The sequence below is a fragment of the Paenirhizobium daejeonense genome (genome assembly GCF_014280875.1).
Taxonomy (GTDB): Bacteria; Pseudomonadota; Alphaproteobacteria; order Rhizobiales; family Rhizobiaceae; genus Allorhizobium; species Allorhizobium daejeonense.
The window spans coordinates 256427-281477 of the sequence record NZ_JACLAL010000005.1; the positions used below are offsets into that span (position 1 = coordinate 256427).

22 protein-coding genes are annotated in these 25051 nt (G+C 60.5%); 14 read left to right on the plus strand and 8 right to left on the minus strand.

Features of this window, described 5'->3' with window-relative positions:
* Positions 1-237 precede the first annotated feature (237 nt).
* The 4 genes from H4I99_RS13845 to H4I99_RS13860 all read left to right on the plus strand — a co-directional run bounded on the left by H4I99_RS13845 (position 238) and on the right by H4I99_RS13860 (position 4162).
* Positions 238-687, plus strand: coding sequence for an iron-sulfur cluster assembly scaffold protein (locus H4I99_RS13845; protein ID WP_163905407.1), 450 nt, complete (start codon positions 238-240; stop codon positions 685-687).
* Positions 688-691: 4 nt separating this feature from the next.
* Positions 692-1078, plus strand: coding sequence for a membrane protein insertion efficiency factor YidD (gene yidD / locus H4I99_RS13850; protein WP_163905409.1), 387 nt, complete (start codon positions 692-694; stop codon positions 1076-1078).
* A gap of 117 nt (positions 1079-1195) precedes the next feature.
* Positions 1196-3217 (plus strand): threonine--tRNA ligase, encoded by a 2022-nt coding sequence (gene thrS / locus H4I99_RS13855; protein WP_163905411.1) that lies wholly within the window; start codon positions 1196-1198, stop codon positions 3215-3217.
* A gap of 102 nt (positions 3218-3319) precedes the next feature.
* Positions 3320-4162 (plus strand): lysophospholipid acyltransferase family protein, encoded by an 843-nt coding sequence (locus H4I99_RS13860; RefSeq protein ID WP_163905413.1) that lies wholly within the window; start codon positions 3320-3322, stop codon positions 4160-4162.
* A 15-nt stretch (positions 4163-4177) separates the two neighbouring features.
* On the opposite strand, the gene H4I99_RS13865 is transcribed toward H4I99_RS13860, so the two are convergent.
* Positions 4178-5068, minus strand: coding sequence for an RgsD C-terminal domain-containing protein (locus H4I99_RS13865; protein WP_163906307.1), 891 nt, complete (start codon positions 5066-5068; stop codon positions 4178-4180).
* 168 nt (positions 5069-5236) lie between these two features.
* On the opposite strand from H4I99_RS13865, the gene H4I99_RS13870 reads away from it, so the two are divergent.
* Positions 5237-5821 (plus strand): nitroreductase family protein, encoded by a 585-nt coding sequence (locus tag H4I99_RS13870; protein ID WP_163905415.1) that lies wholly within the window; start codon positions 5237-5239, stop codon positions 5819-5821.
* Complete coding sequence (locus tag H4I99_RS13875) at positions 5821-6435, plus strand: flavin reductase family protein (RefSeq protein ID WP_163905417.1); 615 nt, start codon at positions 5821-5823, stop codon at positions 6433-6435. Before H4I99_RS13870 ends, H4I99_RS13875 begins: the two co-directional genes overlap by 1 nt.
* Here H4I99_RS13875 and H4I99_RS13880 read toward each other — a convergent pair.
* On the minus strand, positions 6432-7166 hold the full coding sequence (locus tag H4I99_RS13880; protein ID WP_163905419.1) for an aldolase/citrate lyase/malate synthase family protein: 735 nt from the start codon (positions 7164-7166) through the stop codon (positions 6432-6434). The genes H4I99_RS13875 and H4I99_RS13880 overlap by 4 nt on opposite strands.
* Positions 7167-7257: 91 nt before the next feature.
* Here H4I99_RS13880 and H4I99_RS13885 point away from each other — a divergent pair, with 91 nt between their 5' ends.
* On the plus strand, positions 7258-8394 hold the full coding sequence (locus H4I99_RS13885) for a DUF2336 domain-containing protein (RefSeq protein WP_163905420.1): 1137 nt from the start codon (positions 7258-7260) through the stop codon (positions 8392-8394).
* A gap of 9 nt (positions 8395-8403) precedes the next feature.
* On the opposite strand, the gene H4I99_RS13890 is transcribed toward H4I99_RS13885, so the two are convergent.
* Positions 8404-8838, minus strand: a complete 435-nt coding sequence (locus H4I99_RS13890; RefSeq protein ID WP_163905423.1) for a hypothetical protein — start codon at positions 8836-8838, stop codon at positions 8404-8406.
* A gap of 165 nt (positions 8839-9003) precedes the next feature.
* Between H4I99_RS13890 and H4I99_RS13895 the strand changes: the two genes are divergently transcribed.
* Together H4I99_RS13895 and H4I99_RS13900 are read left to right on the plus strand one after the other, a co-directional pair.
* A complete protein-coding gene (locus H4I99_RS13895) occupies positions 9004-9465 on the plus strand; it encodes a GNAT family N-acetyltransferase (RefSeq protein WP_163905425.1) in 462 nt (153 codons plus the stop codon).
* 143 nt (positions 9466-9608) lie between these two features.
* Positions 9609-11339 (plus strand): ABC transporter ATP-binding protein, encoded by a 1731-nt coding sequence (locus H4I99_RS13900; protein ID WP_163905427.1) that lies wholly within the window; start codon positions 9609-9611, stop codon positions 11337-11339.
* A 134-nt stretch (positions 11340-11473) separates the two neighbouring features.
* Here H4I99_RS13900 and H4I99_RS13905 read toward each other — a convergent pair whose 3' ends face one another.
* Together H4I99_RS13905 and parE are read right to left on the minus strand one after the other, a co-directional pair.
* Entirely contained in the window at positions 11474-15037 is a 3564-nt protein-coding gene (locus tag H4I99_RS13905) for a putative Ig domain-containing protein (protein WP_163905429.1), read from the minus strand.
* A 522-nt stretch (positions 15038-15559) separates the two neighbouring features.
* The gene (gene parE, locus H4I99_RS13910; RefSeq protein ID WP_163905430.1) at positions 15560-17629 is read right to left on the minus strand and encodes a DNA topoisomerase IV subunit B; all 2070 of its coding nucleotides are present in this window, start codon (positions 17627-17629) and stop codon (positions 15560-15562) included.
* Between the two features lie 219 nt (positions 17630-17848).
* On the opposite strand from parE, the gene H4I99_RS13915 reads away from it, so the two are divergent.
* The 5 genes from H4I99_RS13915 (at position 17849) to H4I99_RS13935 (ending at position 22508) form a co-directional block, all read left to right on the plus strand.
* Positions 17849-18736 (plus strand): alpha/beta hydrolase family protein, encoded by an 888-nt coding sequence (locus tag H4I99_RS13915; protein ID WP_163905432.1) that lies wholly within the window; start codon positions 17849-17851, stop codon positions 18734-18736.
* 160 nt (positions 18737-18896) lie between these two features.
* Positions 18897-19667, plus strand: a complete 771-nt coding sequence (tpiA, locus tag H4I99_RS13920; protein ID WP_163905434.1) for a triose-phosphate isomerase — start codon at positions 18897-18899, stop codon at positions 19665-19667.
* Positions 19668-19760: 93 nt separating this feature from the next.
* The gene (gene secG / locus H4I99_RS13925; protein ID WP_163905436.1) at positions 19761-20180 is read left to right on the plus strand and encodes a preprotein translocase subunit SecG; all 420 of its coding nucleotides are present in this window, start codon (positions 19761-19763) and stop codon (positions 20178-20180) included.
* A 134-nt stretch (positions 20181-20314) separates the two neighbouring features.
* The gene (gene pyrG, locus H4I99_RS13930) at positions 20315-21952 is read left to right on the plus strand and encodes a CTP synthase (RefSeq protein WP_163905438.1); all 1638 of its coding nucleotides are present in this window, start codon (positions 20315-20317) and stop codon (positions 21950-21952) included.
* A 133-nt stretch (positions 21953-22085) separates the two neighbouring features.
* A complete protein-coding gene (locus H4I99_RS13935) occupies positions 22086-22508 on the plus strand; it encodes a hypothetical protein (protein WP_163905439.1) in 423 nt (140 codons plus the stop codon).
* Positions 22509-22528: 20 nt separating this feature from the next.
* On the opposite strand, the gene H4I99_RS13940 is transcribed toward H4I99_RS13935, so the two are convergent.
* From H4I99_RS13940 to trpC, 3 genes are read right to left on the minus strand one after another with little or no spacing between them, the layout of a single operon-like run.
* Complete coding sequence (locus H4I99_RS13940) at positions 22529-23749, minus strand: molybdopterin molybdotransferase MoeA (protein ID WP_163905441.1); 1221 nt, start codon at positions 23747-23749, stop codon at positions 22529-22531.
* Positions 23750-24235 carry a cyclic pyranopterin monophosphate synthase MoaC gene (gene moaC, locus H4I99_RS13945; protein ID WP_163905443.1) on the minus strand — a complete coding sequence of 162 codons (486 nt, stop codon included), beginning with the start codon at positions 24233-24235 and terminating at the stop codon, positions 23750-23752. It abuts the gene before it with no gap.
* On the minus strand, positions 24232-25047 hold the full coding sequence (gene trpC, locus H4I99_RS13950; RefSeq protein ID WP_163905445.1) for an indole-3-glycerol phosphate synthase TrpC: 816 nt from the start codon (positions 25045-25047) through the stop codon (positions 24232-24234). Before trpC ends, moaC begins: the two co-directional genes overlap by 4 nt.
* Positions 25048-25051: the final 4 nt, after the last annotated feature.

Here is a 25051-nt window from a genome sequence, read left to right on the forward strand (position 1 = left end):
TCTCTTTTTCCGCCTGTAAATGCGTAACTCGGCTCATCTTGGCAAGTCCGTTCTTTCAATTCCTGAGCGACGGACCGGCGCCGCCCTTGTTTTATTTGGATCGAATTCTCAACTCTCATATAATGGTGTTCGAGGCAGAGTGAAGGAACGCAGGCGCAACAGTGTGTTGCGTAAAGTGACTACAACGCGCCCGCCGCCTTGATCGTATAATGGTTCAGGAGACCATAAAGACACGCCATGGACGACATATATAATTCCAAGATTCTCGATTTCGCGGGAAACATCGTTCGTACCGGCCGGTTGGACGATGCCGACGCGGTCTCGGAGAAACACTCGAAGCTTTGCGGCTCCCGCGTCAAAGTCTATCTCAAGATGGACGGAGATGTCGTTACCGACTTTTCCCACGAGGTGAGGGCATGCGCTCTCGGTCAGGCGTCTTCCTCGATCATGGCCCGCCATGTCGTGGGAGCGAGTGCCGGGGAGGTTCGCGCCGCTCGCGACGATATGCTTGCCATGCTGAAGGATGGCGGCGAAGGTCCGTCCGGTCGCTTCGAGGACATGCGCTTTCTGAAGCCGGTTCGTGACTACAAGGCCCGCCATGCCTCCACCATGCTGACTTTCGAAGCCGTCGTGGACTGCATCGACCAGATCGAGGCTGGCGCTGCCGCGACCGCGAAGGTCGGCTGAAGCGATGTGCGACCAGCCGGGTTGCGGCCATGATCGGCCCCGGGCGGAGGCCCGGCGCGGGCGAAATTATGCCGGTCATTTCCGCAAGACGCCTGACCGGCTTCTCGGCATGGCGCTTATCAGGCTCTACCAGCTGACGCTTTCCAGCTTCATCGGCAATTCTTGCCGCCACATGCCGACCTGTTCGGAATACGGTTACGAGGCAATTGCCCGCCATGGTCTCTGGGCGGGTGGATGGCTGACACTGTTTCGCGTCGGACGCTGCGGACCCGGCGGCACCTGGGGCGCGGACCCGGTGCCGGAGGCGCTCGGCAAGGCTTATAACTGGTGGGCGCCATGGCGCTACTGGCGGGCTGGCCGCAAGCGGCGGGATATCGGCGGCAACGGCTGATTTCCTTTACTTCTGCAGTGTTTCGGACTAATACGCGCCGCGTTACAGGCCGCTCCGTTTGGTTCGGCTTTCAATCACCACCCGCATTCGTTGGCGGGACTGGATAAGGAGATATTCATGTCTGAATCTGTTTCCCTCACATTTCCCGATGGCTCCGTCCGCAGTTTCGCTGCGGGCACGACCGGTCGCGATGTTGCCGAGTCGATTTCGAAGTCGCTTGCCAAGAAGGCTGTCGCCATTGCGCTCGACGGCTCCCTGCGCGATCTCTCCGATCCTGTGGTTGACGGCACCATTGAAATCGTCACCCGCACAGATCCGCGCGCGCTGGAACTCATTCGCCACGACGCCGCCCATGTGATGGCCGAAGCCGTGCAGGACCTATGGCCCGGCACGCAGGTAACCATCGGTCCGGTGATCGAGAACGGTTTCTATTACGACTTCAAGCGCGTCCACCCGGATACCCGCGAGGACTGGCCCTTCACTCCCGAAGATCTGCCCAAGATCGAAAAGAAGATGAAGGAGATCATTCAGAAGAACGCGGCCTTCACCAAGGAAGTCTGGTCGCGCGACAAGGCGCGGGATGTGTTTGCCGACAAGGGCGAGGCCTACAAGGTCGAGCTCGTTGACGCGATCCCGGAAGGGCAGGACCTCAAGATCTACAGGCAGGGCGACTGGTTCGACCTCTGCCGTGGTCCGCACATGGCCTCGACGGGGCAGGTCGGCACCGCCTTCAAGCTGATGAAGGTCGCGGGCGCTTACTGGCGCGGCGATTCCACTCGGCCTATGCTGACCCGTATCTACGGCACGGCTTGGGCCGAGCAGGAACAGCTGGACAATTACCTCCACGTTCTCGCGGAAGCCGAAAAGCGCGACCACCGCAAGATCGGCCGCGAAATGGACCTGTTCCATTTCCAGGAAGAAGGTCCGGGTGTTGTCTTCTGGCATGGCAAGGGCTGGCGCATGTTCCAGACCCTGACGGCCTACATGCGTCGCCGGCTGTCCGGCACCTATCAGGAAGTCAACGCTCCGCAGGTGCTCGACAAATCGCTCTGGGAAACCTCCGGTCACTGGGGCTGGTATCAGGAGAACATGTTTGCGGTGAAGTCCGCGCATGCCTTCACCAATGCCGATGACGAGGAGGCCGACCAGCGCGTTTTCGCACTGAAGCCGATGAACTGCCCGGGACACGTGCAGATCTTCAAGCATGGCCTGAAGTCCTATCGCGACATGCCCGTGCGCCTCGCCGAATTCGGTCTTGTTCATCGTTATGAGGCTTCCGGCGCGCTGCACGGCCTGATGCGCGTGCGCGGCTTCACGCAGGACGATGCACACGTCTTCTGCATGGAAGATCAGATGGCGGCTGAGTGCCTGCGCATCAACGACCTGATCCTCTCTGTCTATGAAGACTTCGGGTTCAAGGAAGTGGTGGTGAAGCTTTCTACCCGTCCGGAGAAGCGCGTCGGTTCCGACGAGCTCTGGGATCGTGCCGAAACGGTAATGATGGACGTGCTGAAGACCATCGAAGAACAGTCCGGTGGACGCATCAAGACCGGCATTCTGCCGGGCGAGGGCGCCTTCTACGGTCCGAAGTTCGAATACACACTGAAGGATGCCATCGGCCGTGACTGGCAGTGCGGCACCACGCAGGTCGACTTCAACCTGCCGGAACGCTTCGGGGCCTTCTACATCGACCAGAATTCCGAGAAGAAGCAGCCGGTAATGATCCACCGGGCGATCTGCGGCTCGATGGAACGCTTCCTCGGCATCCTGATCGAGAACTTCGCCGGTCACATGCCGCTGTGGTTCGCGCCGACCCAGGTTGTGGTTGCAACCATCACCTCCGAAGCTGACGGTTACGGTCAGGAAGTGGCAGATGCGCTGCGCGACGCCGGTCTTCAGGTCGAGACCGACTTCCGTAACGAGAAGATCAACTACAAGGTCCGGGAGCATTCCGTGACCAAGGTTCCGGTCATCATCGTCTGTGGCAAGCGCGAGTCCGAAGAGCGGACGGTAAACATCCGTCGTCTCGGCTCCCAGGATCAGACCGCCATGACGCTTGACGAAGCGATCAAGGCCCTGTCGCTGGAAGCCACGGCACCGGACCTGAAGCGGAAGCTGGCGGGCAAGGCCTCCGCCTGATTGTGGTTGTCTGACAGGGCCTGCGAACAGGTCCTGTCAGACATTTGTCACATCATTGTTATACGGCCTTTGGAATATGTAACGCTGGTTGAGGGGAATACCTTGCGTTTCGATAAGCTTTCCTACGCCAATGAACGTGACCCGCGCCTGAAGCGCTGGTTTATCCGGTCGATCGAAGGACTTTCCGGCCGAGATCGTTTTGCCCGTCTCTATGACATCTGGCGCTCCGATATCGTCGGCAAAACCGACCGCGTTTTCGGCAAGATGCTGGATCTCATCGATGTGCACCTGAATGTGCAGGGGCAATGGCCGCCGGCCAATCTTCCGCAAGGCCCTGTCGTCATTGTCGCGAACCATCCGTTCGGTATCGGAGACGGCATTGCCATTCTGGCACTCGCGGAGGAACTCGGCCGTCCCTTCCGGGTGCTGATCAACAATGAACTGCTGAAGGTGCCGGAAATGGCGCCTTATTCGCTGCCTGTCTCCTTCGAGGAGACCAAGGAAGCGATGGCGATCAACATGAAGACGCGCCATGAGGCGGTGCGGCTCCTGAAGGAAGGGGTGACCGTGATCGTGTTTCCGGCCGGTGGCGTTGCGACCGCTCGCCGGGGCTTTGGCCGCGCGGAAGATTTGCCGTGGAAGATATTCCCGGCAAAACTCATCCAGGCTGCCGGTGCGAATGTGATTCCCGTCTATTTCGAGGGGCAGAACGGCCGACTTTTCCATCTGGCCAGTAAGCTGTCGCTGACGCTCCGCATTTCGCTTCTGATTCGCGAGTTCCGGCGTCTTTCGGGATCGACCATATCTGCCCGTATCGGGGATCTGCTGAACTGGGAAGAACTGCGCGCCATCCCGGATCGAAAGGATATCCTTGCACGGCTTTACGATGCCGTCTTCTCAATGGAACCGACACGTCGCCGTATAGCGTTGAAAAAGGTGGGCTGAGCCGCAAGAGGCGGCTTACTTTGTCAGAAGCAGTTCGACATCGACGTTCTGGCCGGCGCTGACGGTAAAGTCTTTCTGGTAGATCTTGTCCTTGTTGCGGGCAATCGCGGTGTACTCGCCTTCCGCCAGCACCATGACCGGGAAGGCGCTCACGCTTTCCGCCACGATGTCGCCCGAGGAGGCGAGGACCGACCAGGCGGTGTCGGCGATCGCTTCGCCGCCCGCTTCCGAGACCAGTTTGAGATTGATCTGCGCCGCACGGTGCTGGATGGTCGCCTCGGTCAGCTTGCCGGCCTCGACCTTGATATCGGCGCGTACAACCGCGTTGACGGAACCGTATTCGGAAACGATGTGATAGGTGCCGGTGCTGAGGCGGACGATCGTGTCAGGCTTCACGTCCTCGAGTATGAGGCCTCGCTCGCCGTCCGCCTGAACTTCGGCGGAATAGACGTCGAATTTCAGTTCCTTGGCTGGAATGCGGGTGTCTGGGCCTGAGACGGCATTGAGCAGGATACCGCCAGCATCAAGCACCATCACCTGTTTTTCAACTTCGCCTTCGCTCGGAACCGAAAGTTTTTTCGTGACGCCCGCACGGCCGAAGGAAACGTTGACGAAATAGTCTCCTGGTTCTAGCTGGAAGTCGGCCGAACCGCCCTCGGCGCTTGCGAGTAGCGGCAGTTTGCCGTCACCGTCCGGGATGGGGCTGAACACTCGCCAGGAGAGGCCCTGCTGCATGGGTTCGCCATCGCTGGTGAGCTTGGCTTCTAGCGCGACACTCTTTGATGTGGATCGAGGCGGTGTCGTCTGGCTGAAATTGGGAGAAAACGCGTTCAGCTTCGGCATCTTGGTGGTGCCGTTGAGCTGCTTGAACGACTGGAATGCGTCTTCACCGCGCGCGGATGTCATGGCAAACAATGTTGCCGCCACGACGAACAACAGGCGGGCAGCGCGGGTATGGCGGATCATGTATCGCACAATTGGTTGACTTCTACTCCAATGACAGCAACTTCAATCGCAATGCGATGGCAATTTCAAGACGTGTCTGCCATCGACAAAGCCGGAAAGTGCCCCTGAATGAAAAATGATATGAAACTTATCGATTATCTTGCCGTCCGTCGTTCCATTCCCGCGTTTCAGATGAGCGAGCCAGGACCGACGACCGCCGAACTTGAGCAGATTCTCACGCTTGCCGTCCGAGTGCCGGACCACGGCAAGATCGCTCCGTGGCGGTTCATCGTCTATCGTGGTGAAGAGAGGGTTCGAATCGGCGAGGAACTGCTCGCCATGGCGCTTCAGAAGAAACCGGATCTTTCCGAGGAAATGGTCAATGTCGAGCGCACACGTTTTACCCGCGCGCCTGTCGTGATCGCCGTGGTCAGCACAGCTGCTCCGCATGTGAAGATCCCCGAATGGGAACAGGTGATGTCCGCGGGCGCGGTCTGCCTCAATCTCCTGATGGCGGCCAATGCCGTCGGCTTCGTATCCAACTGGCTGACTGAATGGTTTGCCTATGACGAGCGGGCCCATCCGCTGCTGGGAATCAGGCCGGGCGAGAAGGTGGCGGGCTTTATCCATATAGGTTCCACGACCTTTCCTGCGACCGAGCGCCCGCGGCCAGCCCTATCGGATGTTGTTACATGGGTAGGAAACGGTGATTGATGTTCTATGAGACGGAATCCAACCGCCATGGTCTCGCCCACGATCCTTTCAAGGCAATCGTGGCGCCGCGCCCGATCGGTTGGATCGGCACTCGCGGACGGGACGGTTCGGTCAATCTTTCTCCCTACTCCTTCTTCAACGCCGTGAGCGACCGGCCGAAGATCGTGATGTTTTCCTCGAGCGGTCGCAAGGATTCGTTGAAGAACGCCGAGGAGACCGGCGTCTTCACCACAAGCTTTGTTGGCTTCGATCTGGTGGAGAAGGTGAACCTTTCCTCGGTCGTCGTTCCTTACGGCGTGAGTGAATTCGAGATTGCAGGTCTGACCCCGGTGGAAGGGAGGCTGGTCTCGGCTCCCTTCGTCGGCGAAGCTGTAGCGGCGCTCGAATGCCGCGTGACAGAGGTCCACACCCTGAAAACGCTGGAGGGTGGCGCTTCGGACAGCCATGCCGTGTTTGGCCAGGTCGTCGGCATCCACATTGACGAGAGAGTCATCCGCAACGGCAGGTTTGACGTGGAGCTGGCGCGGCCGGTGGCGCGCTTGGGCTACATGGACTTTGCCGAACAGGCGCCGGTCTTCGAAATGTTCCGCCCCGAGGCGCCGAAGAAGCTCTAACCCGCTTCCTCGAGTGTTTCTGCATCGCTGTCGCGGGTCGCAAGGATCGTAGCGACCTGCGTCGCTCGGGACGTGACGAGTGCAGTAAAGCCATCCTGCCGGGCGCGGGTGCAAGCTTCGGCGAGAGCCTTGCCCGACAACTCCGGCTCCAGCCAGCTGAAGGCGGGCACGTCGGCGTGGGACGCGGCCAGCAACGTGATATCCGCCGCAAGCCTAAGTGTTCCGGCCGCTCCGTCGCTCCGCCTTAGAGCGCTCGTATTGCATCCCAATCCTTTGAGGCGCGGTGTCCGTCCCGCAAAACTCTCTGCATTGAGCAATCCTGCCGGATTGTCTCCCATCACCGCAAGGATTGCGGTTGCACCGACGGGAAGCTGCCGCATGGCTTCTTCCGCGGAAAGCAGCGTGTCGAGTCGCTGGAGGTCAGACCCGTTCCGTGTTTTGCCGAGTACGATTCCATGTGGAAGCGATTCCATCAGCACCGCGAGCTGTGCCGCAAGCGCGTCGTTGTCCGGATTGTTGTCGAGATAGGCAAGGCGCGGAATGTCGCCATGGCCTTCCTCAAAAGGGGACTTATCGGTTTGACCGCTGCCGTTCACCACGATTGCATCCACCGCATGGGCCACGTTTCTGGCCTCGAATGTGGAAGCGATCTCAAGCAAGATCCGTAGTGAAGGCCCCTTGAGGATGTCGTTGGCGTTGCTGGCCAGATCGGCCTCCCGGTTAATGAACATGGTGAACTGAATGTTAAACCTTTTCCCGTTACCGTGAAACCATAAGCCAAGTGATCTTACGCGGCTTCTCAGGGCTTGGTTGGGTTTTGCAGTGATCGTTGCAGCTTTTCTTCGTTGGGTAGAGACGGCCAAGGCGGGGGACAGGGCACGGGCAGCCAATGCTCTCGCGAGGGCTTATCTTCGCTCCAACATGAGCGCTCAGGAACGACAGGCCGCCCAGATGGCGATGACTTGTCTTCTCGATGATCCTTCGCCGCGCGTGCGCTTGGCGCTGGTTGAAGCGCTGGCCGCGTCCAATCAGGCGCCGCGTGGCTTGATGGTGTCTCTCGCAGAGGATCAACCGGAAATCGCGGCGGTATCAATCCTGCATTCGCCGGTGCTCGGCGATATGGATCTCGTTGATCTTGCAGGTCGTGGCAATGCCGAGACTCGAGCCCTCATCGCAGCTCGTCCTGCGCTCTCGCGCGTCGTAGCTGCGGCACTGGCAGAGATAGGCGATGCGGGTGAAGTCTGCGTCTTGCTGGAAAATAGAAGTGCCGGCATCTCTCCTCTGACGTTGCGGAGGATCGCGGAACGTCACGGTGCAGAAGACGAGGTGAGGGCGCTTTTGCTGGCCCGCGAAAATCTTCCTGCAGCCGTGCGCCAGATCCTTGTGGGCCGTGTTGCCGAAGCATTGACCGGTTCCAATTTCGTTCTCGCGGCCATCGGTGCGCGCCGGATGGAGAGGTTGGCCCGCGAGGCTGGCGCGGCTGCTTCCATCGTTATTGCCGGGACCGCTACGCACGAGGAGATGCCGTCACTGGTCGAACAGCTACGGACGGAGGGGCGTCTGACGCCCGCCTTCCTGATGCATGCGTTATGCGTCGGGCGGACGGATTTCTTCGCGTCGGTCGTTGTCGCACTTTCCGGTCTTGAAGAGCGGCGTGTCCGGGCCATTCTCGCGACCGGACGCTTCCACTCCGTGCGTGCGCTGCTCGAAAGCGTTGGTCTTGCCCGTGACATCAGCCCGCTTTTTGTCGATGCGATCATGCTGTGGCGTAATGCCGTCCTGTCGTCCCAGGCAACTGATGTGGACAATATCGCCCCGCGCCTGATGGCGCGCTACCGCGATGGTGCCCACCGTCCGGCAGCCGCGATGGAGCTTCTGGAAATGGTCGAGAAGCTGGCCATATCGGAAGAGCGGCGTATCGCCCGCGACTACGCGAACGGCATCGCTTTCGCGGCCTGAGGCCGCCTGTTACGGAACGATCTTCTTGGCCACCCAGGAATAGCCGTCTGCAACGACGTGGAGCGGTGTTGCAAACACCATCTTGATGTCGGAGGTTTCGGGCAGCACGTTGCGGATCTTGGAGATCGCACGGGCGGCAAGTGACTGGCGCTCCTCCTCCGGCAGCGAGGCGGCCGGGCCGGGCAGAGGGGCCGGTTCATCGACCGCTGGCTTGGCGGCGCCTTCCGGGGGTGTCTGCATGTCCGCCGTCTGTTTGTCCGGTGGCTGGCATACGGCAACGACCATCGGATATTTGATGCCGGAATATCCCTCGAGCACCTTTTCCGTTGCAGCGTCGCAAAGCTCCACGGACACGAAATGCTGTTGTGCCGTTGCTACATAATGGCATTCGTTGACGCTGTCGTCGCAGCCAAGAATGGTCATGACGATAAGGGCGGCTTGCATGGGAAACCCGTTTTCGAAAATGGCTGGTGATATCGATGTGTTTCCCTCACTTTCAATCAGAGGAATGCAGCCAAAGCAAGACGATAGCAGGGCGTCGCGGCGGCGATCTTGACCGACCGGCGACATTTGGCTGAAGCTTCCGCCTTATTGTGGAAGGAAAGCGCCATGCCCGTCACCATTGCCCGCGAACCGGTCCGTCAGAAGGCAGTGATTGCCCTTCTCCAACAGTCGGATGCCTATATGGCGACGCTCTATCCGGCCGAGAGCAATCACCTGCTTGACGTAGCCTCGCTGGAAAAGCCCGAGGTGTCGTTTTTTGTGGCGCGGAAGGATGGCGAAATCGTCGGATGCTGCGCACTCGTGGTGTCTGGCGAGGGTACCGCCGAAATCAAGCGTATGTTCGTGTCGCCCGAAGCACGCGGCCTTGCGATCGGCCGCCTTCTGATGGAAGCTCTGGAGGATTGCGCTCGCGCCACGGGACTTGCGGCCATCCGTCTCGAAACGGGTATAAGCCAGCCAGAAGCCATCGGGCTTTATCGTCGTTTCGGATTTGTGGAAATTCCGCCCTTCGGTTCCTACAGGCCAGATCCCTTGAGCCTGTTCATGGAAAAGCGGCTGGCGGACTAGCCACCTGTACCGGCGATGCGGCAAATCACTCGTAAAGCGTCAAGTAATGCCCTTGGCGCGGCGGTAAAAATATGAAAAAGAAAATCAACATTTAGCCTCCTGTCTCGGTGGCGACGTCTCTTTCCATTCCTTACGGACTGATCATGCTTCGTAGATTTTTCGCTTTCTATTGGCCTTATCGCGGCCTGTTCGTCCTCGATTTCGGCTGTGCCGTCTTGTCAGGCGTGCTGGAGCTAGGCTTCCCGATGGCCGTGAAATCGTTCGTCGACGATCTCCTGCCGAGCGGCCAATGGGGCCTGATCGTTGGAGCTTCGCTCGCCCTGCTGGTGATCTACCTGCTCAATACTGTTCTGATGGCGACCGTCACCTACTGGGGTCACATGCTCGGCATCAACATCGAGACGGATATGCGCCGCCTCGCCTTCAGCCACATCCAGAAGCTCTCCTTCCGCTATTTCGATAACGAGAAGACCGGTCATCTCGTGGGGCGGCTAACCAAGGATCTGGAGGAGATCGGCGAAGTCGCCCATCACGGTCCGGAAGACCTGTTTATCGCGATCATGACCTTTATCGGCGCCCTCCTGCTGATGCTGTCGATCAATGTCGAACTGGCGCTGTTGACGGCTGCGATTGTGCCGCTGACGGCCTGGGTCACCAGCCGTTACGGCACGCGGATGACGGATAACTTCCGTGCGCTTTTCGGCCGTGTCGGCGACTTCAATACGCGCATCGAGGAAAATGTCGGCGGCATCCGCGTGGTGCAGGCCTTTGCCAACGAGGAGCACGAACGCACGCTTTTCGAAAGTGACAACCAGAACTATCGCCGCACCAAGCTCGCGGCCTACAGGATCATGGCTGCCAGCGTTTCCATGAGCTACATGAGCATGCGGCTGATCCAGATGGTCGTGATGATCACCGGAGCCTATTTCGTGCTGTCAGGTGATCTGTCGAATGGCGGTTTCGTCAGCTTCCTGCTGCTGGTCGGCGTATTTTTCCGGCCCGTCGAGAAGATCAATTCCGTCATCGAAACCTATCCCAAGGGCATTGCCGGTTTCCGCCGCTTCGTCGAACTCATCGACACCGAGCCGGATATCGCCGATGCGCCGGATGCCGTCGAAGCGCCGCAATTCAAGGGCGATATCGCCTTCCGGTCAGTAAGCTTCGGCTATACGGCTGAAAAGCCGGTGCTGCGTGGGATCGATCTCGACATCAAGGCCGGTGAGACCATCGCTTTCGTCGGACCGTCCGGAGCCGGCAAGACGACGCTCTGCTCGCTGTTGCCGCGCTTCTACGATGTCACCACGGGAGCGATCACCATCGACGGGCATGATATCCGCAAGCTGACGCTTGCCTCGCTGCGCAGTCAGATCGGCATCGTGCAGCAGGACGTCTTCCTGTTCGGCGGTACGGTGCGCGAGAACATCGCCTATGGCCGTCTCGGTGCGTCCGAGGTCGAGATCATGGAAGCCGCCCGTCGTGCGAAGCTCGATGGTGTCATCGCCGGCATGCCACAGGGGCTCGATACCGTCATCGGCGAGCGCGGCGTCAAGCTTTCCGGCGGCCAGAAGCAGCGCATGGCGATTGCCCGCATGTTCCTGAAAAACCCACCCATTCTTATCCTCGACGAAGCGACGTCCGCGCTCGACACGGAGACGGAGCGGGCGATCCAGCAGTCGCTCAGCGAACTCTCAGAAGGGCGAACGACCCTGGTGATCGCCCACCGCCTGGCAACGATCCGCGATGCTTCCCGGATTGTTGTGGTGGACGCGAGTGGCATTTCCGAGATCGGCACCCATACCGAACTCCTGCGTGCCGGCCGGGGCTATGCCCGGCTATACGAGGCTCAGTTCGGACAATTGGGCGCGGCGGAGTAATCCACCGCTTTCACGGTTTGATTTCTGCTCTGCGACAGCGCCGGATATCCAGTCGGACGTGCAGAGGCTGGCTCTGGCTTCCTGAAACAAAGGTTATCGACCCACAAATCGATTCTGATTTGCGGGTCGATCCGTTAGAACTTGCGTGACAGATCGATGTTGAAACGCTGGCTCTGCAGACCGTCGCGGTCGAGCGTCGCACTGTAGCGCCCGGTCATCGTTCCGGCTTCGCTGGCCGCCAGCGTCAGCCCGAACCCGACCGTCAGCCGATCTCGGCTGCTGTCCGAGCCGGGTATCACATAGTCGATTGGCCAACCGCTGTCGGCATAGGTTACGGTCGTGTCGCTGCTGCTCAGGAAATCATGAGAGAAGTCCAGTGTCAGCTCGGGCGTCAAGACAGCGCTTTCAAGGTCGATGTCGTATCCGAGTGAGAGGCCCAGCGTCGCCGTGAAGCTGTCTGCCTGCTGGCGACCGATCAGGGTATTTTCCCATTCGGTGCCACTTTCCTCCACGCTGTCAAGGATGGAGCGTGAACCGCTGAGGCGGCCATAGGATGACAGGGAAACCTCGCCGATCCGGTAATCGTAGCCGCCGGTGACGGCGGCATAGAATTGCCGGCCGCTGCGGTTCGCTTCCGCCTCCTGTCCGGTCACGGACGTGATCCTGAGCGAATCGAAGTCGAGAATACCGGCGCCGAGCAGCCCGTCGATAAAGAAGCCGCCGCCGGGCAGGTAGAGGCCGTAGAGCGTGGCGCTCGCCGCCTTGTTGACGCTGGTCGTTCCTTTGTCACCGATGTCGGAACGGTCGCGCGAGAAGCCGATAGCGACGCCGCCTATGAAGGTGTCGGTCAGCCTGTAGTCGAGACCTGCTGTCAGCGAGACTGTGGTATGGTCGATGTCGCTCGCGCCATCCCGGCCTGATGTATCGCCGAGGTCGATCGAACCGCCGCTCCAGAAGGCAAGATCTCCACCGGCAATCGGCGAGCAGCCGGCACTCCCAGAGATGGGTGCCTGTCCGTCAGCTGTGTCGGTCAGGCTGATGCCGAGGCTGTTCTCCAGGCATTGTTTGCCGCGCAGCGATTTCAGATGCTGCTGCACATTGTCGATCTGGCTGTCGGCAAGACGCTTGGCGGCCTCCGCCTGAGCCTTGACGAGGCCCGCGAGATCGGCGTCGGCGGAGAGGTCGGGACGGGCCGTGACGCTGAAGGTAACGGTCGCCGGTGCCGAAACGCCGGTGGCGCTCGTCAGGGTGTAGGTTGCTACGGCATTGCCGGAGAATGTGGGGCTTGCGGTGAAACGCAGCCGATAGCGCCCTTCGCGAATGGCCGAGGCGATTGCAGCGCTGCTGTCCACCGCAGCCGTGTCGCCGAGAATGATGGTAGCGGTGCCTGCGGACGGCGGCGAAAGTGATACAAGATCGGCGCCAGTGAAGGGGCCGCCGGTTGCACCCTCGGTCAGATCGACCGTTGTCGTCAGGCCGGAGGTCGTCACGCTCGACATGGATGGGGCAACCGGCAGCGCATCGCCGATGGCGAGAACGACGCTGGCGGAAGTCGTGGCTCCAAAGGTATCGGTCACCGTCAGGGTCAGCGGGAATTCCCCACTGACTGTCGGATTGCCGGATAGGGTCGCAGAAGCGGCGTTGAAGCTGATCCCTGCGGGCAGGCTCCCGGTAATCGCATAGCTGTAGGGCGCGCCGCCATTGCTGGCGGTAAAGGTCTGCGAGAAGGTTTCGTTCTCCCGAAGGCTGAAATGTCCTGTCGGGGAAAGGGCAAGCGTTGGGGCCGTCACGGTGATGGTCACGGTCGCGGCCGCCGAGGTGCCGCTGGCATTCGTGGCTATATATGTGAAGCTGTCTGAACCGGAATATCCGGCGGTTGGCGTATAGGCGATCGAAGCACCGGAGGCCGTGGCAGTGCCGTGACCCGGAGCTGTCTCGATTGCAACGGTTGATGCCGCGCCACCGGAGAGATTGAGCGTGATGGCATTATTGCTGCTGTTGGCTGCGACCGTTGCCGAGACGTCGCCTGCGACGGGTGCTGCGACTGCGATGGCCACGGTGTAGCTCTGGCTTCCGGTGGCTCCATAGGCGTCCGTTGCGGAGACGGTGAAGGTCTGGCTTCCTTCGGCTGTGGGCGTGCCCGCTAGCGTGCCGTCCGTCGCAAGTGTCAGTCCGGCGGGCAGGCTGCCTGACGTGACCGCGAAGGTATAAGGCGCGGTGCCATTGTTCGCCGTGATCGACTGGCTATAGGCGACGGCAGCGGTGCCATCGGGCAGGGAGGAAGGCGAAATGGCGACTGTTGGAGCCGTGACGGTGACCGATACGGTGGCAGCCGTCGAAGTGCCGCTGGCATTGGTGGCCGTATAGGTGAAGCTGTCGGAACCGGAATATCCGGCGGTTGGCGTATAGGCGATCGAAGCACCGGAGACCGTGGCGTTGCCGTGGCCGGGAGCATTAGCAATTGCAACGGTTGAAGCCACGCCACCGGAAAGATTGAGCGCGATGGGATTGTCGCTGCTGTTGGCAGCGACCGTTGTTGAAGTGTCGCTGGCGACAGGTGCGGCGATTGCGATGGCTACGGTATAGCTTTGGTTGCCGGTGGCTCCGTAGAAATCCGTTACGGTGATAGTGAAGGTCCGACTCTCTTGCGTCGTTGGTGTGCCGGACAGCGTGCCGTCGGTGGAGAGCATGAGACCGGCGGGCAGCGAGCCGGAAGTGACGGCGAATATATAGGGCGCGGTGCCGTTGGCCGCCGAGAGCGTCTGACTATAGGCAACGGCAGCGGTGCCTGCAGGCAAGGTGGAGGGCGATATGGCCACCGTCGGGGCCGTGACGGTGATGTTCACTGTGGCTGCCGACGAAAGGCCCGTGGCGCTGTCCGTTACGAGGTAGGTAAAGCTGTCTGAACCGGAGTAGCCGGCGGTGGGGGTGTAGCTTGCCGTCGAACCGGAGAGGCTCGTCGAGCCGTGGTTTGGTGCGGAGACCGCTGATACCTGTTCGCTTCCTGATACCGCGAAGGCAATGGTGTTGCCGCTGCTGTTTGCTGCGACCGTGGTCGACAGGTCGGTGGCAGAAGGGGCGATCTTCAGGGTCATCGACTGGCTCGATGAGTAACCGTCGCCATTGACGGCCCGATATGTGAATGTCCAGCTTCCTGTAGCGGTCGGCGTTCCCGAGATCGTGCCAGTCGATCCGTCGAGGCTGAGGCCAGTAGGTAGCGAGCCGTCGGCAAGAGAATAGGTCACGGCCGTTGAGCTGGCGCTGTAGCTGGCGGTCACTGACTGGCTATAGACCGCACCCTTCTTGCCATTCGGCCAGCTGCTCGCGGAGAAGGTGATCCGTGGCTTGACGGTGATATGGTGGGTGTCCGAGGCGACCGGGATGTCATAATTCGCACCGCCGTAGGCTGTCGTTACAATCACCTCCTGTCCGACGTAACCGGCATTGGAGGTGTAGATGAGGTCGGCGGTCCCATCGGGCGCGCCCGTCGTAGTGCCATGAAGGCCATTCGGATAGTCATAACCCACGGCGTTTTGACCATATTCGTTCACGACGAGCCTCACGCTCTCGCCGCTGTAAACCTCATGGTAGAGGTCCGTGGCCTTGGCGCTCGTCTGCGAAAGGCAGATGATGAGGGCGAGCGTTGCAAGCGCCTTGACGGCGAGACGCCGCAATAGGTGGGTGATCGCAATGGACATGAAACGAACTACTCGAGCAGTGGGAACCAGCGTTCAAATCAGAACGGCTGCAATCTGTGTCGGGGGCAGTTCTAGCCCGGAACGGGGCGTGACCAATCGTCCAATACTGGGCGTATGGATGCCTGGAGGGGTCAAAATTGTGTGCATCTCTGCAGGGGCGTACCATCCCGGCAGGTCGGCGGATGCCGCCATTCCTGTTCGTGCAAGCGCGCGAGGTTTGAAAGGACCGTGCATTCGAACTAAAAGGCTGAATGCGGCTTGAACGGGTAGACAAGGTGTCTTGTGGGCGGAAGCATGGAATGCGTCGAGTGACCGTCAGCGAGACACTGTCTTCCAGACTGCAGCCGATTCTCATATGGCTGAGCGCACACGGTTTTCATGGGGCGACGCATGCGCGGTGTCACGCGCGATCGAACTGGCAGATGTTGCATGCCGGAACGATGAAATTCCCCACGTAACGGCCACACTCGTGCGGATGGTCGACGGGCGGCGCTCGACCGCGCGTCGTCTGACTCGCTCGCCTCAGATGTCGAGGTTTTCCGCGAAAGCCGCCCGGTCCTGGATGAAGCGGAAGCGCGCTTCCGGCTTGGTGCCCATCAGGGCGTCCACGGCATCGCGGGTTCCCTCGAAGTCGACGTCGTCAATCCCCACGCGCAGCAGCGTGCGCTTGGCGGGGTCCATCGTGGTTTCCTTGAGCTGGGCCGGCATCATCTCGCCCAGACCTTTGAAGCGGCCGATCTCGACCTTCTTGCCCTTGAATACGGTTTCCATCAGCTCGGCCCGGTGGGCGTCGTCGCGGGCATAGACCGTCTTCGCACCCTGACGGATGACATAGAGCGGGGGGACCGCGAGATAGAGATGGTTGCCTCGGATCAGTTCCGGCATTTCCTGATAGAAGAACGTGATCAGCAGAGAGGCGATGTGTGCGCCATCGACGTCGGCATCGGTCATGACGATGATGCGCTCGTAGCGCAGGTCCTCGTCGCGATACTTCGACCGAGTGCCGCAGCCGAGCGCCTGGATGAGATCGGCGATCTGTTGGTTTGCCATCAGCTTGTCGCGGCTGGCGCTGCCGACGTTGAGGATCTTGCCGCGCAGGGGCAGGATGGCCTGGTTGGAGCGGTTGCGCGCCTGCTTGGCGGAGCCACCTGCCGAATCGCCTTCGACGATGAAGAGTTCGGCGCCTTCGGCCGTATTCTGTGAGCAGTCGGCCAGCTTGCCCGGCAGGCGCAGCTTGCGCACTGCGGTCTTGCGGTTGACTTCCTTTTCCTTGCGGCGGCGCAGACGTTCTTCCGCCCGCTCGATCACCCAATCGAGCAGCTTGGCCGCCTCGGCGGGATTGTCGGCGAGATAGTGGTCGAAGGGGTCGCGCAGCGCGTTTTCAACGATGCGCTGTGCCTCGACGGTCGCAAGCTTGTCCTTGGTCTGGCCGACGAACTCCGGCTCGCGGATGAAGACGGAGAGCATACCGACGGCGGAAATCATCACGTCGTCGGTTGTGATCTCCTTGGCGCGCTTGTTCTGCGTCAGTTCGGCGTAGTTCTTCAGGCCCTTGGTCAGCGCGATGCGCAGACCTGCTTCATGCGTGCCACCCTCGGCCGTCGGGATGGTGTTGCAATAGGAATGGACCTGCGGATCACCGCCATACCAGGTGATCGCCCATTCCAGCGCGCCGTGCCCGCCGGTCTTTTCCGTTCGGCCGGCGAAGATTTCGCGGGTCACGGTAAAGTCCTTGCCGAGCGTAGCCGCCAGATAATCCTTCAGGCCGCCGGGAAAGTGAAAGACCGCCTTTTCCGGGATTTCGCCGCCTGGCGGGACGACGCCCGGATCGCAGCTCCAGCGGATCTCGACACCGCCGAAGAGATAGGCCTTGGAGCGCGCCATGCGAAAGATACGCCCGGCGTCGAACTTGGCGTGGTCACCGAAGATCTGTGCGTCGGGGTGGAAGCGAACGCGGGTGCCGCGCCGGTTATGCACATCGCCGAGTTCCTGCAATCCGCCCTGCGGGATGCCGCGCGAGAAGGTCTGGCGATAGAGCTTGCGGTTACGGGCGACCTCGACTTCGAGAATGTCGGAGAGCGCGTTGACGACCGAGATGCCGACGCCGTGAAGACCGCCGGAGGTCTCATAGGCCTTGCCGTCGAACTTGCCGCCGGCATGGAGCTTGGTCATGATGACTTCAAGCGTCGACTTGCCAGGAACCTGTGGATGGTTCTCGACCGGAATGCCGCGGCCGTTATCGGTAACCGTCAGGCAGCCATCGAGATCGAGGTGGACCTCGATGAAGTTCGCATGACCCGCGACCGCTTCGTCCATCGAGTTGTCGATGACTTCGGCAAACAGGTGGTGCAGGGCCTTTTCGTCGGTGCCGCCGATATACATGCCCGGCCGCATACGCACGGGCTCGAGCCCTTCCAGCACGCGGATCGAGGATGCGCCGTAATCATCGCCGCCAGCGGCGGGCGCAAGTGTCGGAGCAGAGGGCGCAGCGGCGCGCGCCTGTCCCGGAGGCGGGGTAGGGCTCGCCGGCGTTTCGGGAGCCTCGGTCTTCTGCGCAAGCGGCAGTCCGGCGAAGAGATCGTTGTCGTCCATGGCTTCGTTCGATAATCTGTCGGTTATACCGGCGTCAATGGCAGGGCCTTGCGCGCAAATCGCCTCGAACCCGGGTCACTCTTGCGAATCGCCGGGATTTTGCCAGAAAGGCGAGGCAGGCGCGACTTTGGCTGCAGGCCGCCGCGTGAAATTTCACTGAAGCATTGCGTGTCCGCCGGGGCGAAGGCAAGGCTGACCGGACGAGGAGACGCATTCCCGATGCAAATGTCCACAGTTCATTTCCGCGGTGTGACGTTCGTTGCGTTGCTTCTGGCCGTTTTTCTATGCGATCAGGCTCGCGCCGAGGCTCTGGCGCCCTTCAAGGACGACCTCTTTTCCAGCCCGACGATCATCGAAAGCCGCGACGGTGGCGACTTCGAATTGGTCGATTATCAGGAAATGCGCGACATCAACGGTCGTGACCAGATACCCGAGCGACGGGTGAAATCGCGATATGTCGATCTTGGTATCAAGCGGCAGCAGGTGAACGAAACGCTGGCCCTGACGACCGGTCCGCTCGACGTGACGCGGGTGGGGGTAGCCGAAAATGCGGCCTTCACCGTCATATTCATCCATGGACGGGGTGGCGACCGCAGGCTCGGTGCCAACGACTATTCCTTCGGTGGCAACTTCAATCGCCTGAAGAACCTCGCGGTCCGTAATGGTGGGACGTACTACGCCCCCACTGTTGCGTCCTTCGATACAGCAGGCGTTGCTGCGGTTTCCGCGCTGATCGGCGATATCTCCGCCCGCTCTCCGGGGAAGCCGGTCGTGCTCGCCTGCGCCTCCATGGGTAGTTTCATCTGCTGGGGCGTGACGCGGGATGCGGCTGTCGTCGAGAAACTCGGTGGTATGGCGATCCTCGGCGGCGCGACCGATCCCGATTTTGCCAGGAGTGCCGCCTACAAGCGCAAGCTGCCGATCGCCTTCACCCATGGCAGCCGTGACAGCGTCTATGCGGCGACCGATCAGATCGCGCTTTATGACCGGTTGCACAAGGTCGGTTATCCGACCCGGTTTACCCTTTTCGAGACTGGATCCCACGGTACGCCCGTGCGGATGAGCGACTGGCGACAGATCCTCAACTGGCTGTTGAAGACACGCTGAAAATGGCGACGGAAAGCAGTGATTGCTAATAAATGCTGCAAATTTGAGCCGGATTTTCACCATATCGCCTGATTTGGCGGCGAATTTCCCCTCGCAAGCTTTTCATTGCCCCCTTGATTTGCTAGGTCCCCGACAACGAAGCTGGGGTTGGATTATCGACATGACACCGAATGTTCGTCCGCTTGTCGCGGGAAACTGGAAGATGAACGGTACGCGAGCCTCGCTCGACCAGATCAAGGCAATGGCCGAAGGCGTCGTGTCGCCGCTGTCGGAAAAGGTCGAGACGCTGATCTGCCCACCGGCGACGCTGCTTTATGTCGCAACCGCTCTTTGCACGGACAGCCCTCTGATGATCGGTGCACAGGATTGCCATCAGAACGCTTCCGGCGCTCATACCGGCGATATCTCTGCTGAAATGATTGCAGATTGCTTCGGCACCCATGTCATCGTGGGGCACTCCGAGCGCCGCACCGACCATGCCGAGACCGACCATCTCGTTCGCGCCAAGGCAGAGGCCGCCTATGCCGCCGAGCTGACTGCGATCATCTGCATCGGCGAGACCGCAGACGAGCGCAAGTCCGGACAGACGCTTGATATCCTCAAGCGGCAGCTTGCTGGCTCCGTGCCGGATGCCGCGACTGCAGCGAATACCGTCATCGCCTATGAGCCGGTCTGGGCAATCGGTACCGGCCTGACTCCGACCGTTGCCGACGTCGCGGAGGCCCACGCCTTCATGCGCGCGGAATTGGTCAAGCGCTTCGGCGACGAAGGCAAGGGCATGCGCATTCTCTATGGCGGTTCGGTCAAGCCTTCCAATGCGAAGGAACTGATGGGCGTTGCCAATGTCGACGGCGCTCTGATCGGCGGTGCGAGCTTGAAGGCAGCGGATTTCCTCGCCATATACAGGGCGTATGAAGAACTCACCGCCTGAAAAACGGGCGAGGGGCTTTCATTGGCGCGGTCTCTCGTGTAGAGAGCCGCCAAACATCGCTATTTTGTCCGCTCAGGGCAGGACGGAAATTCCATGCAGACTGTATTGATTGTCATTCATCTCATGATCGTGCTGGCGCTCGTCGGCGTAGTGCTGATCCAGCGTTCCGAAGGCGGCGGCCTTGGTATCGGCGGCGGCTCCGGCTTCATGTCGGCACGCGGCACGGCCAATGCGCTGACACGCACGACTGCTATTCTGGCGGCGCTGTTTTTTGCGACCTCGCTTGGGCTTGGCCTGCTCGCCCGCTTCGAATCGAAGCCGACGGACATTCTCGATCGTATCCAGTCGAGCCCGACGGCTCCCGGTGCCAGCGTTCTCGATCAGCTTCCGGGTTCGGCTCCGGCTACCAACCAGACTCCGGCCGGTTCCACAGCTCCTGCTGTCGATGGCGCGGCTACTCCGGCTCCTGCCGCTCCTAAGTCTGATCCGAACGCCGTTCCGACGGGCAACTGATCGTCGGCTTTCCAATCCCTCCGGCGGACTTAACGGTCCGCCGGTTTTCTTTTGTGTATATTCCGCCCCTCTTAAGAAAAAAGTAGGGTTTCGGCTCTTTTAGGCTGGCGGAATCAATTCTGAAAAGGTATCCGGTGACTCCCATGGCGCGATATGTATTCATCACAGGCGGCGTGGTTTCCTCTCTTGGTAAAGGAATTGCGGCCGCGGCACTCGGAGCATTGCTGCAGGCGCGGGGCTACCGCGTGCGCCTGCGCAAACTGGACCCCTACCTCAACGTCGATCCGGGCACCATGAGCCCGACACAGCACGGCGAGGTCTTCGTAACCGATGACGGGGCAGAAACCGACCTTGACCTTGGTCACTACGAACGCTTCACCGGCCGTTCGGCAACCAAGACCGATAACATCACCACCGGTCGGATCTACAAGAACATCATCGACAAGGAGCGTCGCGGCGACTATCTCGGCGCAACCGTTCAGGTCATTCCTCACGTAACCAATGAAATCAAGGATTTCGTTGTAGAAGGCAACGAAGACTATGATTTCGTCATCTGCGAGATCGGCGGCACCGTCGGCGACATCGAGGCCATGCCGTTCATGGAAGCGATCCGCCAGCTCGGCAACGACCTGCCGCGCGGCACCGCCGTCTACGTTCATCTGACGTTGATGCCCTATATCCCGGCGGCCGGCGAGCTGAAGACCAAGCCGACGCAGCATTCCGTCAAGGAACTGCAGGCGCTCGGCATTCATCCGGATATCCTGCTGGTACGTGCAGATCGCGAGATTCCGGAAGCGGAGCGTCGCAAGCTGTCGCTGTTCTGCAACGTGCGCGAGACCGCCGTCATCCAAGCTCTCGACGTTTCCAATATCTACGACGTGCCGATGGCCTATCACAAGGAAGGCCTCGACAACGAGGTTCTGGCCGCCTTCGGCATCGAGCCGGCGCCCAAGCCGCGTCTCGACCAGTGGGAAGACGTCTGCAACCGTATCCGTACGCCGGAAGGCGAGGTTACGATTGCCATCGTCGGCAAATACACCGGCCTGAAGGACGCCTATAAGTCGCTGATCGAAGCGCTCTATCACGGTGGCATCGCCAACAGGGTCAAGGTCAAGCTTGAATGGATCGAGTCCGAGGTCTTCGAAAAGGAAGATCCGGCGCCTTATCTCGAAAAGGTCAATGGCATCCTGGTGCCCGGCGGCTTCGGCGAGCGCGGCTCCGAGGGCAAGATCCTTGCAGCCCAGTTCGCCCGCGAGCGCGATGTCCCGTATTTCGGTATTTGCTTCGGCATGCAGATGGCGGTGGTTGAAGCTGCCCGTCACCTTGCCGGCATCGAGAAGGCATCCTCCACCGAGTTTGGTCCGACCAATGAACCGGTCGTTGGCCTGATGACCGAGTGGATGAAGGGCAATGAACTCGAGAAGCGGTCCAAGGCCGGTGACCTTGGCGGCACCATGCGCCTTGGCGCCTACAAGGCATCCCTCAAGAAGGGTACGAAGATTTCCGAGATTTACGGCTCGACCGAGATTTCGGAACGCCATCGCCATCGTTACGAGGTGAATGTCGATTACAAGGACCGGCTGGAAAACTGTGGCCTGGTCTTCTCCGGCATGTCGCCCGATGGCCTGCTGCCGGAAACGGTCGAGTATCCAGACCACCCGTGGTTCATCGGCGTGCAGTATCATCCGGAACTGAAGAGCCGTCCGCTCGATCCGCATCCGTTGTTCTCGAGCTTCATCGGAGCCGCTGTCGAACAGAGCCGTTTGGTCTGACCGCAGCGTGAAATAGCTGTTTTGACGAATATGAACCCGGCCGCGAGGCCGGGTTTTAAATTTTCTGCGCGAGTTGTCCCCAGTCTCGTGCAAGCCTCTTGCGGCATCGTGCCCGCGAACCAAGGAGGCTTTAATGCGTATCGGTGATTCATCTTTCTTTTCTTCGCAAGTTGTAAACAAGGCTACGAACTCGGTCGGCAGTTCTGCGGACACCGGTTTTTCCGCAATTCTGGATGAAGAGGACAAACCGGCCTTCACCTTCGGCGATGAAGAAGCTCTCGAAACGCGCAAGAACGAATACGAGGCCGAGCAGAGGGCGGAAAAGAGCCGCTCTCACGACGACATCATTTCCAAGTTTCTGGAATACTCGGATGTGACTCTCGCCGAGAAGATCCGCGCCGCCTATCTCGATGATCACAATCTTACGGAAGAGCAGCTCGCGGCGATGCCCGAAGATGAGCGCAAGGCGATCGAGGACGCAATCAAGGAAGCCATCAAGCAGCAGCTCGGTGTGGACCAGGATACCGCAAGCTCGGAAGAAGCGCTCGCCGTCTGAGGCAGGTAGCTACCCAGCTGTTACCCGACAAACGGACGAAGAAGCAGGATCGGCGTTTCGGCGCCGGTCTCCAGCGCAGGCGCGCCCGGCGCACGGATGATCAGGCAATCCGATTGCGCGAAGATCTTCATCATCGAGGAATCCTGCTTGCCGAAACTCTGCACGACGAGTTTTCCGTCTGCGCGCATCAATCGTGCACGCAGGTAATCCTGCCTGTGGTCATTCGCCGGAAGAACGGATGCAGATAGCGCGGTCGTCTTTCGTTGCAATGGAATGCGGCCCGTCAGTTTCGCCAGCAGCGGTTCGAGAAACAGCAGACCGCAGACCATGCTGGACACGGGATTGCCGGGCAGGCCGAGCACCCGCATTTCCCCAAGGCTGCCGACCATCAGTGGCTTTCCGGGCCGCATGGCGATCCGCCAGAAATCCAGCATCATTCCCGCCGCAATCAGGGTCGACTGCACCAGATCGTGGTCACCGACCGACGCGCCACCGAGCGTCACCAGAACATCGGCGCCGAGCGATCTGGCCTTCTCGATCGCGCGGGTAATCTCTCCCCGATCGTCTGGCACGATGCCAAGATCGATAACCTCCGCTCCATTCTCGCGAGCAAGAGCTGCGATCCCAAAGCTATTTGAACCGATGATCTGGCTTGGCCCCGGCGTCTGGCCCGGTCGCACCAGTTCATCGCCGGTTGCGAGGATAGCGACCTTGGGCCTCTCGTAGACCGTCACCCGGTCATGGTTCATGGCAGCGGCGAGCGTCAGCCGGGCAAAGTCGAGGTGGGTGCCCGCCGACAGGACAGTTTCGCCTTCCAGAAAATCCTGCCCGCGAGGGCGCACATGGCGGCCGAGCGTGACGGGGAATGCAGTGCGGATGCGTTTTCCATCCAACTTCTTGGCGTCTTCCTGAAGGAGCACGGAATCGGCGCCTTCGGGCACGGGAGCACCGGTGAAGATGCGGACGGTTTCCCCAGGTCCAACGGTACCTGCAAAGGCGTGTCCAGCGGCGGAGGTACCGATCACGTAGAGTTCGGCGCCCGGAAGTGGCGCATCCTCTGCGCGAAGCGCATAGCCATCCATGGCCGAGGCATTGAAGGGCGGCTGTGTCAGCCGCGCCTGAAGGTCGGCAGCAAGTACCCTGCCTTCGGCTTCGCCGAGCGCCAGCATCTCCGTGCGACTGACGCGTTGCGTGGCGCCAAGCAGTCGCTGTTGGGCTTCCTCGACGGGAATGAGAGACATTTACCGGGCCTCCGGGTGACGGAAGTGGCCTGATTTCCCGCCGATCTTCTCGACGAGCCTGACGCCCCCGATTTCCATCGCCTTGTCGACTGCCTTGGCCATGTCATAGATGGTCAGGCAGGCGACGGAGACGGCTGTCAGTGCTTCCATCTCCACGCCTGTCTTACCTGTCAGCTTGGTCGTGGCAACGACGCGCAGGCCGGGCAGGGCAGGATCTTCCGTGATGTCCACGGTTACCTTGCTGAGCATCAAAGGATGGCAGAGCGGAATGAGGTTGGACGTCTGCTTGGCGGCCATAATGCCGGCGATCCGCGCGGTCGCGATCACGTCGCCTTTTTTCGCATTGCCGGCGCGGATCGTCTCCAGCGTCTCGGCGGTCATCCGCACATAACCCTCGGCTGTTGCGATACGAACCGTGTCGGTCTTGTCGCCGACATCCACCATATGCGCCTCTCCCGAGGCGGATATGTGGGTAAGGCCGCTCATTCGGCGGCCATGGTCCCGGCTTCGCCGGTCAGCAGCAGCCGTGTCGCCGAAGTAACATCGTCCTTGCGCATCAGGCTTTCGCCAACGAGGAAGGTGGTGATGCCGGAAGTCTTGAGGCGCGCACAGTCCTCGTATCTGAAGATGCCGCTTTCGCCAACGAGAAGACGGTCGGACGGAACCATCGGTGCCAGCCGTTCGCTGACCGTCAGGCTGACCTCGAAAGTGCGCAGGTTACGGTTATTGATGCCGACCATCGGGGACGAGAGCTTGAGCGCCCGCTCGAGTTCTTCTTCATCATGCACCTCGATCAGCACATCCATTCCGGTAGAGAAGGCCTCGTTCTCGAGTTGTTTCGCCTCATCGTCCGAGAGCGACGCCATGATCAGCAGGATGCAGTCTGCACCATGGGCGCGGGCTTCATGGACCTGATAGGCGTCGAACATGAAATCCTTGCGCAATGCCGGCAGCGAGCAGGCCTTGCGTGCAGCGACGAGATAGTCGAGCGAACCCTGAAAACTGGGGGTATCGGTCAGTACCGAAAGACAGGCCGCACCGCCGGCCTCATAGGCGGCGGCAAGCGCCGGCGGATCGAAATCCGGACGGATCAGGCCCTTGGAGGGGCTGGCCTTCTTGATTTCGGCGATCAGGCCGAATTGTCCCGCGTCACGCCGTCTCTTGAGAGCATTGTAGAACCCGCGCGGGGCAGGCTGGTCGGCCGCCTGTGCCTTGACCTCTGCCAGAGGCAAAGCAGCTTTAGCCGCTGCGATTTCCTCGCGCTTGTAGAGTTCGATGCGTTTCAGGATATCGGTCATGGCG